Annotated in this window: 16 protein-coding genes and 1 tRNA gene; 2 read left to right on the forward strand and 15 right to left on the reverse strand. The window is 39.0% G+C overall.

Annotation, left to right across the window (positions count from 1 at the left end; all coding sequences use genetic code 11):
- Positions 1-5: 5 nt before the first annotated feature.
- From AC3ANV_RS27100 to spoIIE, 7 genes are all read right to left on the reverse strand, one after another.
- Positions 6-791: a type III pantothenate kinase gene (locus AC3ANV_RS27100; protein ID WP_488311604.1), complete on the reverse strand. Its 786-nt coding sequence runs from the start codon at positions 789-791 to the stop codon at positions 6-8.
- Between the two features lie 116 nt (positions 792-907).
- Positions 908-2,857 carry an ATP-dependent zinc metalloprotease FtsH gene (gene ftsH, locus AC3ANV_RS27105; RefSeq protein WP_488311605.1) on the reverse strand — a complete coding sequence of 650 codons (1,950 nt, stop codon included), beginning with the start codon at positions 2,855-2,857 and terminating at the stop codon, positions 908-910.
- 141 nt (positions 2,858-2,998) lie between these two features.
- Positions 2,999-3,544 carry a hypoxanthine phosphoribosyltransferase gene (hpt, locus tag AC3ANV_RS27110; RefSeq protein WP_488311606.1) on the reverse strand — a complete coding sequence of 182 codons (546 nt, stop codon included), beginning with the start codon at positions 3,542-3,544 and terminating at the stop codon, positions 2,999-3,001.
- A gap of 25 nt (positions 3,545-3,569) precedes the next feature.
- On the reverse strand, positions 3,570-4,955 hold the full coding sequence (gene tilS / locus AC3ANV_RS27115; RefSeq protein WP_488311607.1) for a tRNA lysidine(34) synthetase TilS: 1,386 nt from the start codon (positions 4,953-4,955) through the stop codon (positions 3,570-3,572).
- Positions 4,956-5,158: 203 nt separating this feature from the next.
- On the reverse strand, positions 5,159-6,163 hold the full coding sequence (locus AC3ANV_RS27120; RefSeq protein WP_488311608.1) for a serine/threonine protein kinase: 1,005 nt from the start codon (positions 6,161-6,163) through the stop codon (positions 5,159-5,161).
- On the reverse strand, positions 6,132-6,869 hold the full coding sequence (locus tag AC3ANV_RS27125; protein ID WP_488311609.1) for a vWA domain-containing protein: 738 nt from the start codon (positions 6,867-6,869) through the stop codon (positions 6,132-6,134). The genes AC3ANV_RS27120 and AC3ANV_RS27125 overlap by 32 nt, the downstream gene beginning before the upstream one ends.
- A gap of 94 nt (positions 6,870-6,963) precedes the next feature.
- A complete protein-coding gene (spoIIE, locus tag AC3ANV_RS27130; RefSeq protein ID WP_488311610.1) occupies positions 6,964-9,438 on the reverse strand; it encodes a stage II sporulation protein E in 2,475 nt (824 codons plus the stop codon).
- A 229-nt stretch (positions 9,439-9,667) separates the two neighbouring features.
- On the opposite strand from spoIIE, the gene AC3ANV_RS27135 reads away from it, so the two are divergent.
- Positions 9,668-9,741: transfer RNA gene (locus AC3ANV_RS27135), tRNA-Met, on the forward strand.
- A 461-nt stretch (positions 9,742-10,202) separates the two neighbouring features.
- Here the strand turns inward: AC3ANV_RS27135 and AC3ANV_RS27140 are convergent.
- From AC3ANV_RS27140 to spoVT, 8 genes are all read right to left on the reverse strand, one after another.
- Positions 10,203-10,643: a S1 domain-containing RNA-binding protein gene (locus AC3ANV_RS27140; protein ID WP_488311611.1), complete on the reverse strand. Its 441-nt coding sequence runs from the start codon at positions 10,641-10,643 to the stop codon at positions 10,203-10,205.
- Positions 10,644-10,726: 83 nt separating this feature from the next.
- Entirely contained in the window at positions 10,727-11,122 is a 396-nt protein-coding gene (locus AC3ANV_RS27145; RefSeq protein ID WP_488311612.1) for an FtsB family cell division protein, read from the reverse strand.
- A gap of 14 nt (positions 11,123-11,136) precedes the next feature.
- Positions 11,137-11,772, reverse strand: coding sequence for a spore cortex biosynthesis protein YabQ (yabQ, locus tag AC3ANV_RS27150; RefSeq protein WP_488311613.1), 636 nt, complete (start codon positions 11,770-11,772; stop codon positions 11,137-11,139).
- Positions 11,769-12,071: a sporulation protein YabP gene (gene yabP, locus AC3ANV_RS27155; protein ID WP_488311614.1), complete on the reverse strand. Its 303-nt coding sequence runs from the start codon at positions 12,069-12,071 to the stop codon at positions 11,769-11,771. Before yabP ends, yabQ begins: the two co-directional genes overlap by 4 nt.
- 151 nt (positions 12,072-12,222) lie before the next feature.
- A complete protein-coding gene (locus AC3ANV_RS27160; RefSeq protein WP_488311615.1) occupies positions 12,223-12,495 on the reverse strand; it encodes an RNA-binding S4 domain-containing protein in 273 nt (90 codons plus the stop codon).
- A gap of 15 nt (positions 12,496-12,510) precedes the next feature.
- A complete protein-coding gene (yabN, locus tag AC3ANV_RS27165; protein WP_488311616.1) occupies positions 12,511-13,977 on the reverse strand; it encodes a bifunctional methyltransferase/pyrophosphohydrolase YabN in 1,467 nt (488 codons plus the stop codon).
- Between the two features lie 10 nt (positions 13,978-13,987).
- A complete protein-coding gene (locus AC3ANV_RS27170) occupies positions 13,988-15,601 on the reverse strand; it encodes a putative polysaccharide biosynthesis protein (RefSeq protein WP_488311617.1) in 1,614 nt (537 codons plus the stop codon).
- Positions 15,602-15,863: 262 nt separating this feature from the next.
- On the reverse strand, positions 15,864-16,400 hold the full coding sequence (spoVT, locus tag AC3ANV_RS27175) for a stage V sporulation protein T (RefSeq protein ID WP_488311618.1): 537 nt from the start codon (positions 16,398-16,400) through the stop codon (positions 15,864-15,866).
- 389 nt (positions 16,401-16,789) lie between these two features.
- Here spoVT and AC3ANV_RS27180 point away from each other — a divergent pair, with 389 nt between their 5' ends.
- Positions 16,790-17,329: a hypothetical protein gene (locus AC3ANV_RS27180; RefSeq protein ID WP_488311619.1), complete on the forward strand. Its 540-nt coding sequence runs from the start codon at positions 16,790-16,792 to the stop codon at positions 17,327-17,329.
- The last annotated feature ends 62 nt before the right edge of the window (positions 17,330-17,391 follow it).

A 17,391-nucleotide genomic window follows, 5' to 3' on the forward strand; every position in this document is an offset into this window, starting at 1 on the left:
CCTTTCTAGCTATTATTTCTTATCATATCCATGTTTCGTTTATAGATAAGCTGAAGTCCTTTTAAAGTTAAAAATGGGTCTACAACGTCAATAATGGTAGATTCTTGGGCAATCAATGCAGATAACCCTCCTGTTGCAATTACCGTTGGTTTTTTCACACTCTGATCCATCATCCGCTTAACGATCCCTTCCACTTGACCAACATAACCATAGACAATACCCGCTTGCATTGCGGAAACAGTATTTTTCCCAATTACAGACTCTGGTCTTGCAATTTCGATTCTTGGTAATTTCGCCGCCCGGGAGTAAAGTGCTTCTGTTGAAATACTTACACCTGGAGCGATCGCGCCACCCATATATTGACTTTGCTCATTTATATAACAATATGTTGTAGCTGTGCCGAAATCGACAATAATCAGCGGGCTCCCATATTCTTGGATTGCGGCAACAGCATTGACGATTCGGTCAGCACCCACTTCTCTTGGGTTTTCATATTTAATATTTAGTCCTGTTTTAATTCCCGGTCCAACAACGAGCGGTTTAATATGAAAATATTTCTGGCACATTCTTTCTAAAGCAAACATGATCGGTGGAACAACTGAAGAAATGATAATACCATCAATATCTGAGAACAATAGGCCTGAATGATCAAACAACGATTTAATGATCATGCCAAACTCATCCTCTGTCCGATTTCGATGTGTTTCAACTCGCCAGTGATATTTAAGCTCATCACCTTTATAGACACCTAAAACAATATTTGTATTGCCTACATCAAATACAAAAATCAAATCTATCACTCACTTTTCAGATTTTCTTTCTCCATACTGCCAACATCATAACATAAATACAAATTAACATGAAAAAAAGAGCGCTTCAATAGAAGCGCTCTTTTAATTCATTACTTTTATTTAGTTTCAGAAGGAGGAAGATCCGATTTTTCTAAATCCACTCGCTCATCTTCTTTTTTAGTGTTGATATTAACCTTAACATCGTCCACTTTTTTAGGTCCAATTTGTACGCTTTCGAGAGCAACTGAACTATCCGGCATATGACCATGCTCTACCAAATATTTGATTTGCTCAGCAACAAGTGTTTCAACTTCAAGAAGAGTCTTGGCAATAAGATCTAATTTATCACGGTTTTCCGTAAGGATCTTTCTCGCTCTTTCATAACACTCTTTTATAATCCGTTGTATTTCAAGATCGATCTCATAGGCAATCGCATCAGAATAATTTTGCTCGTTATGAAGGTCACGGCCTAAGAAAACTTGACCTTGCGCTTGACCGAACTGTAATGGTCCAAGTTTATCACTCATTCCATATTCGGTTACCATTTTACGGGCAATTCCTGTAGCGCGTTGGAAATCATTATGCGCACCTGTGCTTACTTCACCAAAAACAATTTCTTCTGCTACACGTCCACCTAATAAACCAACGATTTTATCAAGCAGCTCAGGTTTCGTCATAAAGTAACGGTCTTCCCGAGGAAGCATTACGGCGTATCCGCCTGCCTGGCCGCGTGGAACGATTGTAACTTTGTGGACCATGTCCGCTTCATCTAGCACTAAACCAATTACAGTATGGCCGCCCTCATGGAAAGCCACAATATTACGTTCCTTTTCAGAAATAACCCTGCTCTTTTTCGCCGGACCGGCGATTACCCGGTCAGTTGCTTCATCGATATCTTCCATATCGATTTTCTTCTTGCTTGCACGAGCTGCAACCAGTGCAGCCTCATTCAATAAATTTTCCAAGTCTGCACCTGAAAATCCGGGTGTCCGCATGGCAATATTCTTTAAGTTAACCGAGTCATCTAACGGTTTATTGCGAGCATGTACTTTTAGTACTGCCTCACGGCCAATAACATCCGGTCTGTCAACGGTAATTTGACGATCAAAACGTCCGGGACGCAATAATGCAGGGTCCAAAATGTCAGCACGGTTTGTTGCAGCAACTATGATTATTCCCTCATTTGCACCAAATCCGTCCATTTCAACTAACAGTTGATTTAACGTTTGTTCACGTTCATCGTGTCCCCCGCCTAGTCCGGCACCACGCTGACGACCGACAGCATCAATTTCATCGATGAAGATAATACATGGAGCATTTTTCTTTGCATTTTCAAATAAATCACGAACACGGGATGCACCGACCCCAACGAACATTTCAACGAAATCAGATCCGCTTATTGAAAAGAACGGTACGCCTGCTTCACCTGCTGTAGCTCTGGCAAGCAGCGTTTTACCTGTCCCCGGAGGACCTACAAGGAGTACTCCTTTTGGAATACGGGCGCCAAGTTCAGCAAACTTACGCGGATCCTTTAAAAATTCAACCACTTCTACTAATTCCTGCTTTTCTTCATCAGCACCGGCTACATCTCTAAAACGAACCTTTTTCTTATCATCGTTGTAAAGTTTCGCTTTGCTTTTACCAAAATTCATAACACGGCTTCCGCCGCCTTGAGCTTGGTTTAATAAGAAGAAAAATAATATAAAAATGATCACAAACGGAATAATCGATGTAAAGAAGGTTACCCAACCGCTTGTTTCTTTTGCCGGCAGAACCTCTACATCTTTTCCGGCTTTATCAATTCGGTCAAGAATTTTTTCACTGTTTGGAATATACGTTAAAAAGTTTTTATTCGTACCGACTGTTAATTCGCCTCGAACCTCATAAACACCGCGTTCAGGCTGCATGGAAAATGACTTTACTTCACCCTTTTCCAGATGGGTAACAAAATTGTCATAGGTAATATTATTGGTTGTTTGATTGCTCCCATTAAAGAAACTAACAACACCTATAATGACTAAAAATATCAATAAATAAAAGATGGTATTACGGAAAATCCGATTCATCTCTTACCTCCTCCCACGGATAAACAAACTATATTAAATAGTATCATAGAAAATCATGCCAATTCAAGGAATTACACTTATTAACAAGTCATTAAAGACTTTCGGCAAACGGAGGAAAAAATCCTTCTATTTAGGTATTGCTTAAAGGCTGTTGCTATATACTTCAGGTTTTAAAACACCAATATATGGAAGGTTTCGATATTTTTCAGCATAATCCAAGCCGTATCCAACAACAAACTCATCCGGTACGATAAAACCAACATAATCAGCTTTAATAAGGCTCTTTCTTCCTGTCGGTTTATCAAGCAACGTGACAATCTTAATGGATTTTGCTTTACGATAACGGAATAGATCAACTAAATAACTAAGAGTTAATCCACTGTCTATAATATCTTCTATAATTAAAATATCTCTTCCCTCTACAGAAGTATCCAAGTCCTTAAGAATTTTTACTTCTCCTGAAGAAACAGTCGAATTGCCGTAGCTGGATACATCCATAAAGTCCATTTCCAAATAGCAATCCATTCGTTTTAATAAATCGGCCATAAAAGGCATTGCACCCTTTAAAACGCCAATTGCAAGCGGAAAGCGTTCTTTATACTCTTCTGTAAGTTGATGCGCTAAATCCTGAATTTTCGCTTGAATCTCATCTTCTGTAATTAATACTTTTTCGATATCCTGTTTCATTATAATTGTGCCCCCTAGAAGATCATTACTTATCATATGTGAGTAGTATATATTGTTTTGCTTTGTAATCTATTCCTTCTAATGAAGATTTTTTTAAACCGGGAAGCCAAAGAATCGTACCTTCCGCGTCCGTAACCACAGGCCATGTACCCCGGTCCCGGATTGGAACTTTATGATCAATAAAGATATCTTTTAACTTCCTTGAGCCTGACATTCCTTTTAAAGTCATTCGATCCCCTAATTTTCTGGGACGAATGATAATCGGCAGCTTAATGTTATCTGCATGGAACAATGCATGGCAAAGGTTTGTCTCTGTAAATTCCCTATCGATATAATTCATCTTAATCCTTCTGCCAAATGGTAATTCAATCGTTCCGGGCTCGCAAATTTCAAAATGATAGGTTTGTTCATCGGCCAAATCAAATTGGAAAGTCAAAAGCAGATAGGATCGAATTACTTGTAAACCATTTGGTAGATTAAGTTTCCCTGATGGATGTGAATTCCGCATTAGTGATAAAACTTGATCGATATGTATAGCTGAAAGGGAACCTGGGTTTTCATTGTAAAGATATTTTAATATTAGTTGAATACCTCTCCTTTGTAAAGGTATTGGCACTTTTGAAAAGCGTTTAATGTCAATGGTAATTTTGTTCTTTTCTCTTTTTGTGATTACTGTATTCATTTGTTGGACAGTTAATTCCTGCAGAAACGATTCATCACTTTGCAATTCTTCACTAAACCGTTGAAAATGTTCATGAACATGTCGATTTTCTGCCTTCAAAAAGGGAAGTACTTCTTTTCGGAATCGATTTCTACTATAGATACTTTTCTTATTACTGGGATCCAGTCTTGGCGTGAGGTACTGCTTTTTACAATATTCCTCAATTTCAGCCTTCGTTAAATTTAAAAAAGGGCGGAAAATGATTCCATTATGAAAAGCTCGCGTAAATGGGATGCCTGCTCTTGCTTTACCTGAGCTTCCCCTGGTCATACGCATCAGCATCGTTTCCATTTGGTCATCGCCATGGTGTCCCAGGGCTAAATGTGAATAATTATACTTTTCCATGATTTTTGCATAAAATTCATATCTCGCTTCTCTTGCTGCAGTTTGCGAACTGTTGCCCGTTTTTTCGATCAACTCAGGGACATTAATCCGTTCCATTTCAAAGGGAATGGAATACTGCTCACAATAATCCCTTACAAACATTGCATCCTCAAAGGATTCTTGACCTCGAAACATATGGTCCACATGTGCCGCAACAATGGACAGGTTCCTCACTTCTTTTTGTCCCTTTAAGTAATGAAGCAAGGCAAGAGAATCAGGCCCCCCTGAAACACCCACAACCATTTTTATATTGTCTAATTTGAATGCATGGCGGTTTAAAAAGGCCTCTACCTTCGTTTCCAACATATTGTACGCTTCCTTAAAAACAAAAATTTTAACTAAAAAATTTAGAATACCAATAGCTTACCACTTTTATAAATAAACTATCAAAAACAAAGGCTTGTTTCTCCATACAAAAAATGATTTTTAAATCTTTCAATTAATATAACACCTTTTTTTCATTATTACTTCCTTTTAATACGAACAAATTCTATATTGGTTTCAAAAATTTACATCGTTTTAAAAATATACACCACATACAAAAGGATAATTGCTGAAGTGATAACCACCGTCTCCAGCCACTGGCTTTTTTTCTTTTTCCTTCGATAATGTTGTCTTGTAATTGCTTTTGACTCTCCTGCTTTATTTGCCGGCGGAGTCTTTCTTGGATCTGTCTTAGTCCTTAACGGCGGACTTGGTTCTTGAGCTTTCTTATCAACCATTAAATCTAATAAATCAGCTCTCATTTGTTTGGCACTGGTGTATTGGCCTTGCAAGGCTCTTAAGATTACTTTTTCCAAAGCTACTAACTCAGGTTGCTGCTTAATTGCCTCTCTAAGTTGGGATAAACCGCCCGTTGTTTTATTAAAACGTTTTGGATAGGCTGTATTAATCATGATCATCGCGACAGCAAAAAGATCATAGGACGGTTCTGCCTTCCTTGAACCAAGACCCCAATAACCCCGATCATAAAATTCGGTAAATTCTTTAATGGCTCTACCTTGGATGGTCGTACCGCCAACATCAATACAGCGGATTTTTGGAGGGGGGCCTGTTACAATTAAGTTTTCGGGCTTTAAGTCACCAAATACCCAGCCCGCCTCATGCAGTTTTTCCAAATCATTTAAAAGCTGCAAAAACAATACACTCGTCCAGGATTTTCCCTTTTGTTGAATAAAAGACAAAAGGTCGGGACCTTGAATATATTCCATCACATAAAAGGAAATTTGACCGCGATTACTTTTCCAATCATCAACATCAAGCAAAGAAGGCCCGAGGGCTGACCCTTGGACCTTTGCAAAGGATTTTAAAACATTCACCTCAGAGGTAATTGACATCCCGTTATCACTCATTTTCAAAGCTACTTGAATGTTCTTATGCTTCGCAAGGTAAACAACCCCGTTTGCTCCATACCCCAGCTCTCTTACTATCGTATAATGATTGGAATGCCATTTACCTGAAATGACTGTGCCGGGACTAACTTTACATTGACTCTTCAAAGTATGATTCATCATCACGGGAAAGAAGGCTCCTTAACGATTGTTTTTGATTGAAAGAAGCTAAGGCAGTACGCAACGCAGGACCTGTTGGCGTAATTCCTCCGGTTGTTAGCTGGGAAAAAATACTTGTCAAAGATTGTAGCTTCGGCGTCCAATCTAACAATTTTTCGACATCATTCTTTTTCCCGGGAAATACGAATACGGAGAATTGATTTTCCCCTGTACGGGCATTTAAGCTTAGAGAGAGGTCAAGCAGGGCCTCCTTAACAGTCGGAAGCTTATGCTTCATACTTGCACTTGTATCGACAAGAATCAACACCTCTAATTCGACAGTTTCACCTAACTCATCTACAACCTCCATTACTTCACCCCTTTTTTCGGGCGGAAGGTCTTCTATCGTTTGCGAACGGCCCAAAATCTGCTGTAATTCGCGGTTTACAACACCATGAATGGTTTGTGTCATTGCTTTACGCGTAACCATTTGCACGGTTTGAGAGAGCTGCTGTGCATAAACAATTTGGCTGACTCCCCCACCTGACAGAGCAATTCCATCGATTTCCGTCATACCCTTTTCATCAATCACATCATGCTCCATCACGCCGATAACATTTACCGTAATCCCTTGCTCTTTTGCTAGTGCAGCCATGGCAATGGGATCATCACCTTGATTCGAGCATCCGTCAGTTATCAGTAAAATTTGGCGGATTTTCCCTGTATACATAACAATCTCCCTCCACATTAAGAATTGTTACCATTTTCGACCGTGTGGAGGTGATTTATACATAAATAAAGATGTGATGGAGCAAAATAATCCATTAGGCTCTTTTTTTCATTTTTTGTACTGGAATCGATGCCCATTTTGGTGTGTTATGCTTTATTTTTGCGACTGTCACCGTCATATCGTCGTCAATCAATCCCCCTCTTGATCGGATAACATCTTCCATAATTAAATCAGATATCTCTTGCGGATCATCCGTTTGCAATTCTTGAATTTTTCGTTTCATCCATAAATCATAATTTTCAACATGCTTTGGCCCTTCAAAAACGCCATCGCTCATCATAATTAACAAATCTCCCGCTTTTAACTGTTCACTGACAACGTCGACTTCGAATTCCTGTAATATCCCGATCGGCAAATTACTTGCCTGGATTTTAATGACTTTATTCCCCCTTTTAATAAAACTTGGTGTCGAACCTATCTTAAGGAATTTTGCTGAAGCATTTTGCAGGTCAATCATCGCTAAATCCAATGTTGAAAAAATTTCATCCGTTGTTCTTAGAGATAGAATGGAATTTACCGATTTTATAGCTACTCTTTCTTCAATACCTGATTGCAATATTTTTTGTAAAAGCTGCAAGGTTTCTTTACTTTCGTAGTGGGCTCTTTCACCATTTCCCATGCCATCACTAATTGCAATTGCATACTTGCCTAAGCCCAGTTCAATTGTTGAATAGCTATCACCTGAAACAAAACCTCCATCCTTGGCAGCATGTGCCACACCCGTTTCGACTGTATAGGCTTTAGTCGAACGAAAGCCCACCTGACAGAAACCATTCGGATACACTGCACATTCTTCCTTATTCACTATGATTGTTTCTCCAAGAATATCTGATAACATCGGTGCAATTAACTTTTCGCACTCCCCATGTCCATTGCAAAAAGGGACCGCCATCTCGATATCCACATTTCCCTGTTCGAGGCTGTAAATCTCTACCTGTTCAATTTGAATGCCGAACTCTTGAAGCGCTTCCATGATTTGTTCTTCCTGTTTATGATGATTCTCCCTTTCCCGCTGTATTTCTTTTGCAAAATTGTCCATGACTTCAGAAACACCAAGAAGCTGATCGGCTACTAGCTTCCTACTTTCCTGTACCTGTTTTTTTAGTTTTTGATTAGCTTGATAAAAAGTTAACTCCGTTTGAATAGCATCAAAAACCCGTTTATGACGGGTACAATGCTTTTCCCATTCCCTTGATAGTTTTGCAGAAACCACTCCATCTTTTTGATCCATTTCATGAATAATTTCTTCCATATAGGCATAGGTTGTATTAAAATTCTTCGCCCAGCATTGTTCCTTCTTAAAACATGTTTGGCAAGTCTTTTCCGTAATATTACTCATAAAGAAATCAAGTTCCCGTTCACTATCTTCATCATTTGGCAGAACATCCATTTTAGAGAAGCTTTTTGAAAGGGCATGGAAAACATTTGAAAATTGAGCAACCCGCTGTGCGGTCACATCCCTCATCTTCCTCATGTATTTTTGCTGTTCAGCTGTATATTCAGCTGTGCCCGGAATATATTTAGCCAGACGAGAGGTAAATACTTGCGGTGTTATCATAAATAAGAAAACAGCTGCAGTTGTTTCTAATACGGAGAGTGATAGGGAACCGCCTCCTTCCCCATACATCCCGATTAGGAGAGTCGAAATAAATAAACCAATAGAAACACCTATTTTCTTTCCTTCTTTCAATAAACCGCCTAACACACCTGAAAAAGCGAGCAAGCTCATATGATAAAAGCTTGATACACTTGCTAAACTAAAAATTAACCCGGTTACCACCCCAACCGTTGAACCGATGGTTGCCCCGGCAACAAAAGAAAATACAAGGACTAAATACCGTGACATAATATGCTCAACAGACAAATCATATACTTTCCAGCCAATGGTACCGGTCATAATTGAAGCAAGCATAATAATCAAGCAAACAATTTCCTCGGTTTTTAACAGCTGTCTTCGTTTATTTAATGTTAGCAATGGAATGCTTTGCAAAAAAATGAGCGTTAATATAAATGAAAGACTCGCTTGCACACCTGCCATCATCGCATCATACAAAGTCAATTGCCTCTGCATGATTAGCGATTCAGCCAGCTTTCCCGCGCCAAGAATAATGCCGACAAAAAACGGAATGGACCTAAGTTCATTTTTTAGCCACTTCCTACTTATTTTAAAAATAACTAAAAAGAGTAGTGTAACCGTAAAGGTAAAAGCTGCATTTGGGAATGATAGGGTAATAGCCCCCATAATAAGTCCGACGAGAGCTAAAGGTGCATGGTCTTTTCGTATTAAATAAACGGACGCGAAAAAGGGGAGACTAAATGGCGTAAGCTTTGACAAAATCAAAGCCCGTCCAAGCAAAAACCCTACCAATAATAAGAAGTATCCCTTTTTTATAAAAAAGGATTCTATTTTTAATAGTACCTTTTTTAGGCTGCTTTCCAATTCCGACTTAGATGAATGAAAGTTGACTTCTCCGACCGGTTCTATTAAACTCGCGTTTGGCTTTTCCATAAATCACACTCCCTATTAGTTCATCGTTGCTGACTATTATAAAAGTGATAGACTTAAAAGTTTGTCAAATTAGTGAACAAGCTTAAGATTTTCGTTCGACGGTTTCTACGATAATTACCCAAATAATATTAATAAAGCTGGACAATTGTCGTTTTACGTATTTTTTCAGAAAAAATTATTGACAACTATTTTAAATCTATGTAATATATTCATTGTGTCAAAAACATATGGCGGTGTAGCTCAGCTGGCTAGAGCGTACGGTTCATACCCGTAAGGTCGGGGGTTCGATCCCCTCCGCCGCTATCAATTATGAAGGCGTTGATCTCTGATCAACGCCTTTTTTATTTAGGCTCTTTTCGTAAACTTTGTTGCTTTTGAAGCTTAATAACACAAACTATGCGAAAATAGCCTTTATTTATTTAAAAACAAGGCTCTGTTAAACTTGCCTGTTGATTTCCGCTCCAGGCACTCGCTTTCCGCGGGCGGGCGGGAGCCTCCTCAAGCATTAAGCCTGCGGGGTCTCCCTTGACCTGCTTTTCCCGCAGGACATTGAATAAGCTTCCACGAATACTCACCGCACGAAGAAAATGCGATAGCATTTTCGAGGAGTCTCGCGCCTTCCGCTCCAATCAACATACTGAACAAAATCAACAATGAGCTTTAACATAGCCAAAAACAAAAAAGACAAGCCCTTAGGACCTGTCTTTATCTATAAACACTTCATTGACACCTGCCAAATATTCCACTAATAAATAAGCAGCAAGTTAACCCCGTCTAGCTCCTCTTCCTCCACGCTTTGACTCTGTGTGTCGTTTTAAGGAAGATAAACGATCTTCACTATCCTTTAAGAAACGCGCCATTTTTGATTCGAAGTTTTCCGGTCTTGCGTTGTTATTACGATCGTTTGCTCTACCTTGACGTGGTCGTTGTGAGTGTGAGTTTGAATGGGGCCTTTGAGCCGGCTCCGGTCTATCTTTTGCCTTTTTGATTGATAGCCCAATTTTACCATCCTTCTCAACATTGATGACTTTTACCTCTACTTGGTCGCCAACCTTAAGATGATCGTTGATATCTTTTACATAATTGTCAGCAACCTCACTGATGTGTACGAGTCCTGTTGAGCCATCCGGCAGCTCCACGAACGCTCCGAAATTTGTAATCCCTGTTACCTTTCCTTGTAACTTGCTGCCTACTTCAATTGACATAAAAAGAATGTTCCTCCTTAAAAATATAAAAAATCAATCTTACTATATATTATACAGAAAGAAAAAAATCAGTGTCAATAAGACTAGTTACCGGTTGATTTTTCCTTTTTTTTATCAGGAATATTGAAGATGATCTCATTTTTATCTGAAAAGAAGTATTCTTTTCTTGCCAGCTTCGCAATGTAATCATCATCATTCAATTTAACAATTTCCTCTTTTAGTACATCCTGCTGCTTTTTTAATGCTGTTAGTTGCTTATCAAGCTGTTTCTTTTGAGCCTTCTTTGCATCAATAACTGAGGCTTGGGTTATAAAGCTGGAAACCATGAAGTACGATACGAAAACAGCAAAAGCTAAAAATAACGAAAGCCGTCTGATAAGCAGCTTCCTTTTCCTGGATGTGGCAATTTCGGCATATTCCTGCTGCTTTACATAGGTTGACTGGATTTTTGCTACATTTTTTTCTCGTACCGCGCTCATTTCCCTTAACCTCCTTACTCTTTCTTTTTTTTGAATTTATCCATCAACTTAACAATAAAATTCTTGATTACCTTGAAATTTCCTGCCGTTCTATTATATAACTTCTCGACGTTTTTTTTAAGACTTTTCGGCAAAAGTTTCCAAAGAGTTAATATTATTTTCATTAATGGCGTAAAAATAATTGTTTTTATAATAAATAATAAAACCTTAAAAACAAATTTGACAAGGGTAAAAAGCCCCCTGCCAAGAAAGAGAAGAATAAGTATGACGAGATGGATCAAACCAATGACAGGTTTATATACCAGCATAAGAAAGGTATTCTTTAAAAATCGATAAACAGCAATGACTGTAGAAATGAGTATTTCCAGTAAACGGAGATAAATACCTTTAAATAAGCTTTGGTATGCAGCAAATCCGCACAGGAGCGCAATAAAAATATAAAATCTTAATTCCCCATTGTTAACCAGGAATAAAATATAAAATATTAACAAAGCTTGAATAATCCAAAATAATAAATCATTAAAGAATACAATCCACTGATTTCGCTTTGGTCGATTTAAAAACCGCTGATAGGTATCAAACATGACACCAAATAGCATCCCCATCCCAATCATGGAAAGCATCGTGAAAAATTGAGTTGAGAGGGTCATCGGAATAACTTGCTAAAGAAGCCTTTAGCTTTCTCCCCATGCTGCTCGTCTAAATAAACTAAATCATAAATCTTTCCCTTAATTGAAACAATGCCTTTTTCGACATCAAGATTCTTCATTTGCAGGTTTTGTCCCTTGATGGCCAAGAAGCCCATTGACGTTTCCAATAAGAACTCTTCGTTATCAAAGCTTTCTACTTGTTTGACACCTGTAATTTCAAGAAGTTTTCTTCCACGCATGATGACATCGTGATCCGGAATAGTACTCTTTGGTGTGTTGCTATCATAATATTGGCTCATCCTTCATCCCTCACAATCATTTGTACAACCCTTTTGTAAATATGTATGTGAAGGATGAATGAAATAGAACATAAGAAAAGCGGAAGCGCCTTGCTCAGGGGCGACAGGCATAAGCCAATCCCCTAGGCGCTGGAGCTGGACAAGCTTATTCTTACAGGCTTTCCGGGGAGCCGACTTTCACTTCTTTTATAATCGTATACATCTCAGCCGCTTCGTCCTTCCGGGATGTTTCTTGAATTCGATCAATCCTGGCTGTAACCTGCCTTTGCCCAAGACGGATGGTTAACTCATCACCTACTTTAACCGTTGAACTGGCTTTTGCTTCTTTGCCATTAATTTGAATCCTACCTTGATCTGAAACTTCTTTTGCTAATGTTCTTCTTTTAATCAATCTTGAAACCTTTAAAAATTTATCTAGGCGCACAAAAATCCCCCTGTTCTATAATCCCTTTAATTTTGCTTCATCCCAATAACGGTCAAGACTCTCAAGCGTGTGTTCTGTGAATACTCTTCCGCTTTCCTTTACTTTCTTTTCAACATATTGAAAGCGGCGGATGAACTTTTCATTCGTTTCAAATAACGCTTCTTCAGGATGGATGTCTAAAAATCTCGCGACATTCACAAAAGCAAACAATAAATCGCCAAATTCTTTTTTAGCAAGCAGCTTGTGCTCATTTATACCAATTAATTCATCTTCAAATTCCTGAAGCTCTTCTTTCACTTTCTCTAAAGCAGGTGTTATTTCCTGCCAATCAAAACCCACTTTTGCTGCTTTCTTTTGCAATTCATAGGCTCTTATTAAATTTGGAAGTGACTTTGACACACCTTCAAGAAGTGACGTTGCCGTTTCTCCTTTTTCTTTCTTCTTAATTTCTTGCCAATTCTGCAATACTTCTTCCGAACTAGTAGCTTTTACATTACCAAAAACGTGGGGATGTCTGCGAATCATTTTTGCAGAAAGCACTTCAATGATTTCATCAATGGAAAAATAGCCTTCATCCTCTCCAATTTGGGCATGAAGCATTACTTGAAGAAGGACATCTCCAAGCTCCTCAATTAAATGATCAATATCCCCACTGTCAATGGCCTCTATCACTTCGTAGGTTTCTTCAATTAAGTATTTTTTTAATGACTCATGTGTTTGTTCCTTATCCCACGGACACCCATTCGGTCCTCTTAACTCAGCAATAATCTCTCGAAGCTTGGAGAAGTTTTTCAAGAGAATTTGTTCATCCTTCACGGGCGGAATATAGACGGAAGTAAGATTATTAATGGTTACTCTCCGGTCCAGTTCAAACAACGGTACCTTTTCAATGATTTCATTCTTGCTTCCGGCCGCTGTTACGATATATACCTCATAATCATCAGGTAATCGCTCCATTAAAGTTAACTTTACCTCTGAGGCAACGAACTGATCATAAACCTGGCTGATAAAAATGTGTTGATCCACTTGCAGCTGATTCCTCTCGAGCAACGTCCCATCCAGCAGCTGGAATCCGTCAATCGGATCAATTTTTAAGGATTGAAAAAGGGCATCAATAAAGCTTTGTCCGCCGCCAATGGAAATCTCCACTTCACTTTTTGGCCCCTTTTCCAAAAGCAGCTGCACAGTCCGTTCGGCAACTAGCGGATGCCCGGGAACAGCATAAATGATAGCTTCATTTTGTGCTTTATCCAATAATGTCCCGACGATTTCCTGATACACTGCCTCAAACTGATCATGTTTTTCGTAAATGGAATCAAATGAGGTATAGTGAAGTCCTTCTTTTTCCAATTCAGCCACAACAGGATGTTCCTTCGTCCTTAGGTATAAATGACTTGAGCCCATTAACTTTTTATAAACTCCGAACGGGAGCTGTTCAAGATCTCCTGCCCCTAAGCCGAGAATTTCAATTTTTTTCACCATAATTTTGCTCCTATCTTTTTCGTGGCATTAAATACATCAATTTGCTTCCCAGTGGAAATAATGCAAGCTCTTCATCAAGGAAAACTCTCCCTTTAATAACAATCAGTAAAAATAGGAAACTGCCGAATACCACAGCACTTAAGGCTTGAAAAGCTGCGCTAATCCGGACAAAACCAAGACGGTAAATAAAAAAATCTGTTAAAAAAAGATAGCTCTTTAAGAAGAGAACCATTGCCATTGTTGCAATTATAACCGTTCTCATAAATTGGACCGTTAAGAGTGGAATAGGTACTATTTTTTTAAATTTAATACCTAGAAATAAGCTTACAACCGCCAATGTAAGAATGGTAGAAATAGCAGCACCCATTGTACCTAACAATGGGACAAACACAACGTTTAGCCCATATTTAATTGGAAACGATACAGCAATAATAATTGCCGGAAACAGAAGATTACCTAATCCCTGCATGATGGCAGTAAATGTTGAAATGATTGAACTAAATAGAATCATAAAACCAAGAACACCCAATACGGATGACCCGCTTTCATTTTTAAACAGCATGGTATTGGTAGGTCCAATAATTGCCCAAAGCCCTGCTGAAGCACCGAGGCCAATTACGATACTAATCTTAATGGCTAATTGGATCTTATGACGTAAAAATTCCGGTTTTTCCTTTAGCCTTCCGCTTGATATAAGCGGAACAAGGGACAAGGACATAGAAGTAGCCGCGACTGTGCCTAATTGGATTAAAGGCTGCCCGCGGTCAAAAATTCCTTTTAAATTCTTCGCCATTTCCTTACCAACTCCACTGGATACAAGCAGGGAGTACAGGTTTAAAGAATCCGCCATTTGTATAAAAATCATCAGCATCCCACTAATACAAATCGTAAGACCATGAAAGGTCATTTCTTTAAAAATCCATTTAAGTTCGGATAAAGGGATATTTATTCTTTTTACCGGTGATACTAGTTTCCATTCTTTACGATTCCTCAAGAAAGTAAACAGGATAAGTGCGGATATAAGACTGCCTGTAATGGAACCAAACATCGCTCCCCCGCCGACAAGATAGAGCGAATAGCCTTTATGAGTAAAAAGGTATGCCAGAAGGATAATCGTTAAAACCCGAACCATTTGTTCCCCTACTTGTGACAATGCGGTCGGAACCATATCTCCTTTCCCCTGATAATAACCCCTCAATATTGAAACAAGCGGGAAGGTTAAATAGACAAAAGAGACTACTTTTAATAAAATCGCTAATTTCGGATCATTCATCCACAATGCGATTTTCCCTGCACCAAAATAAAGAATAAGAAAGCAGACAAAACCAAATAGCTGCAGATAGATAAACGACCCGAAAAGAAGCAGACGATTCCTTTCCTTGCCTCCCTTTTCATTCCTTTCCGCATACAGCTTGGAAATCACTACAGGGAAACCGGTAGTGGTAAGAACGATCGCAATCGCATAAAAGGGATATACTTGTTGATAGATATAAAAACCGACATCACCGACAATGTTTTGAAATGGAATTCGGTAAAAAGCACTTAAAATTTTCGTTATTAATCCTGAAAGCGTTAAAATGAAAGCCCCTTTAAAAAGAGCTCTCGAATGATTCACGGGCTTCATTTCCCCTCTCCCTTCCACGAGACCTTAAACATATAAATACTAAGGTATTATAGCATAGGCACCATTTTTTTCGAGCAATAAAAGTGAAAGCGCCCGTTTAGTGCACGACAGGACCGGAGCTCTTCGACTGAGATAAAGGAAACACGAATCGATGTTGACTCGTAGGTAGAAGGGCGAAGTCCACTAGGCGCCGGAGCTGGAGCCGGACAATTAAAAAAGACAGCAATCGCTGTCTTTTTTAATCGTGATAAGCAGATTAAGTCTATGACTCCATTTGTCTTGCTAAGAAACCTGCTGCAGTTTCCACAGCCTTTTGTTCTACTTCTCCAAGTGTTCCTTCTCTTGAGAAAATAATAACAGCCCCGATTGGATCACCATTTGCAATGATCGGTCCAATGGTATATGATGAAACGGTTTCATCATTTCCATCGGCCAAAGCGATATCACCTTGCTGTGTCAAAAGTACCGAGTTTCGGTCTTCCATTGTTTTTTCAACTAATTCACTAATATTTTTATTTAAATAATCCTTTTTAGAACCGCCTGCTACAGCAATATAAGCATCTCTATCACAAATTAAAACAGGATTGCCAAGGCTATCAAATAGTGCTTCAGCATATTCTTTGGCAAAATCACTTAATTCACTGATTGGTGAATACTTCTTTAAGATTACTTCTCCATCTCGATCCACAAAGATTTCTAATGGGTCCCCTTCGCGGATACGTAAGGTTCTACGTATTTCTTTTGGAATGACAACACGACCTAAATCATCGATTCGACGAACTATACCAGTTGCTTTCATCTAATGTTGCCTCACTTTCATCTGATGATTTTAACTTGGTAATGACAATCCTTCCTTTTGTTGTAATCATCACCAACTTTGAACTTAGTATCTTTCATCTGGAAAGTTATATACACTATCGTTATATTTTTTCACATATTCGAGAAAAATTCCAAACTTAGGATAAGATTCACATTTCAGACAAAGTTTAAGTAATTAGAATACACAACTAATTTAGTAATGGGTTCACAGCAGAGGTGCAAACATTAAAATTACAAGGAAAATCACACGGCATTTTTTACATAGGAAATATCGTGTGTTTTATTGTTGTTATATCTAGGTTTCTATACACTTTTGCGCATTTTTCACATAGAAATTCACAATGTAATTATAAAGGTTAGAAGTAGTTATTGGACTGGACTTGCAGGAAATCGCCTTGGATTGTCCGAATGCGGGGCTATTCGGACTGGACTTGCAGGAAATCGCTTATCATTGTCCGAATGCGGGGCTTATTCGGACAGGATTTGCAGGAAATCGCTTATCATTGTCCGAATGCAGGGCTTATTCGGACAGGATTTGCAGGAAATCGCTTATCATTGTCCGAATGCGGGGCTTATTCGGACTGGATTTGCAGGAAATCGCTTATCATTGTCCGAATGCGGGGCTTATTCGGACTGGATTTGCAGGAAATCGCCTATCATTGTCCGAATGCGGGGCTTATTCGGACTGGACTTGCAGGAAATCGCCTATCATTGTCCGAATGGGGGGCTTATTCGGACTGGACTTGCAGGAAATCGCCTATCGTTGTCCGAATGCGGGGCTTATTCGGACTGGGCTTGCAGGAAATCGCCTATCATTGTCCGAATGCGGGGGATTCAGAAAGAAAGAATGGCTCGAAGGAAGCTCCGAGCCATTCTTTAAGTGTATTATACTGGCATTCCCATTGGTAAAAGCTTGTGATTAATGGTGAGATTCCACGCGATATACAGTTTTGCACCTCACAAATGAACCC

Source organism: Neobacillus sp. DFD-2R (genome assembly GCF_057747865.1).

Coding starts and splice junctions, on each gene's coding strand:
- AC3ANV_RS27145 (WP_488311612.1), bottom strand. CDS start 11,122: ATGAGCGCGGTACGAGAAAAAAATGTAGCAAAAATCCAGTCAACCTAT.
- yabP (WP_488311614.1), bottom strand. CDS start 12,071: ATGAGCCAATATTATGATAGCAACACACCAAAGAGTACTATTCCGGAT.
- AC3ANV_RS27170 (WP_488311617.1), bottom strand. CDS start 15,601: ATGAAGCCCGTGAATCATTCGAGAGCTCTTTTTAAAGGGGCTTTCATT.
- hpt (WP_488311606.1), bottom strand. CDS start 3,544: ATGAAACAGGATATCGAAAAAGTATTAATTACAGAAGATGAGATTCAA.
- AC3ANV_RS27140 (WP_488311611.1), bottom strand. CDS start 10,643: ATGTCAATTGAAGTAGGCAGCAAGTTACAAGGAAAGGTAACAGGGATT.
- spoIIE (WP_488311610.1), bottom strand. CDS start 9,438: ATGGAAAAGCCAAACGCGAGTTTAATAGAACCGGTCGGAGAAGTCAAC.
- tilS (WP_488311607.1), bottom strand. CDS start 4,955: ATGTTGGAAACGAAGGTAGAGGCCTTTTTAAACCGCCATGCATTCAAA.
- ftsH (WP_488311605.1), bottom strand. CDS start 2,857: ATGAATCGGATTTTCCGTAATACCATCTTTTATTTATTGATATTTTTA.
- yabQ (WP_488311613.1), bottom strand. CDS start 11,772: ATGACCCTCTCAACTCAATTTTTCACGATGCTTTCCATGATTGGGATG.
- spoVT (WP_488311618.1), bottom strand. CDS start 16,400: ATGAAAGCAACTGGTATAGTTCGTCGAATCGATGATTTAGGTCGTGTT.
- AC3ANV_RS27125 (WP_488311609.1), bottom strand. CDS start 6,869: ATGTATACAGGGAAAATCCGCCAAATTTTACTGATAACTGACGGATGC.
- AC3ANV_RS27120 (WP_488311608.1), bottom strand. CDS start 6,163: ATGATGAATCATACTTTGAAGAGTCAATGTAAAGTTAGTCCCGGCACA.
- yabN (WP_488311616.1), bottom strand. CDS start 13,977: ATGGTGAAAAAAATTGAAATTCTCGGCTTAGGGGCAGGAGATCTTGAA.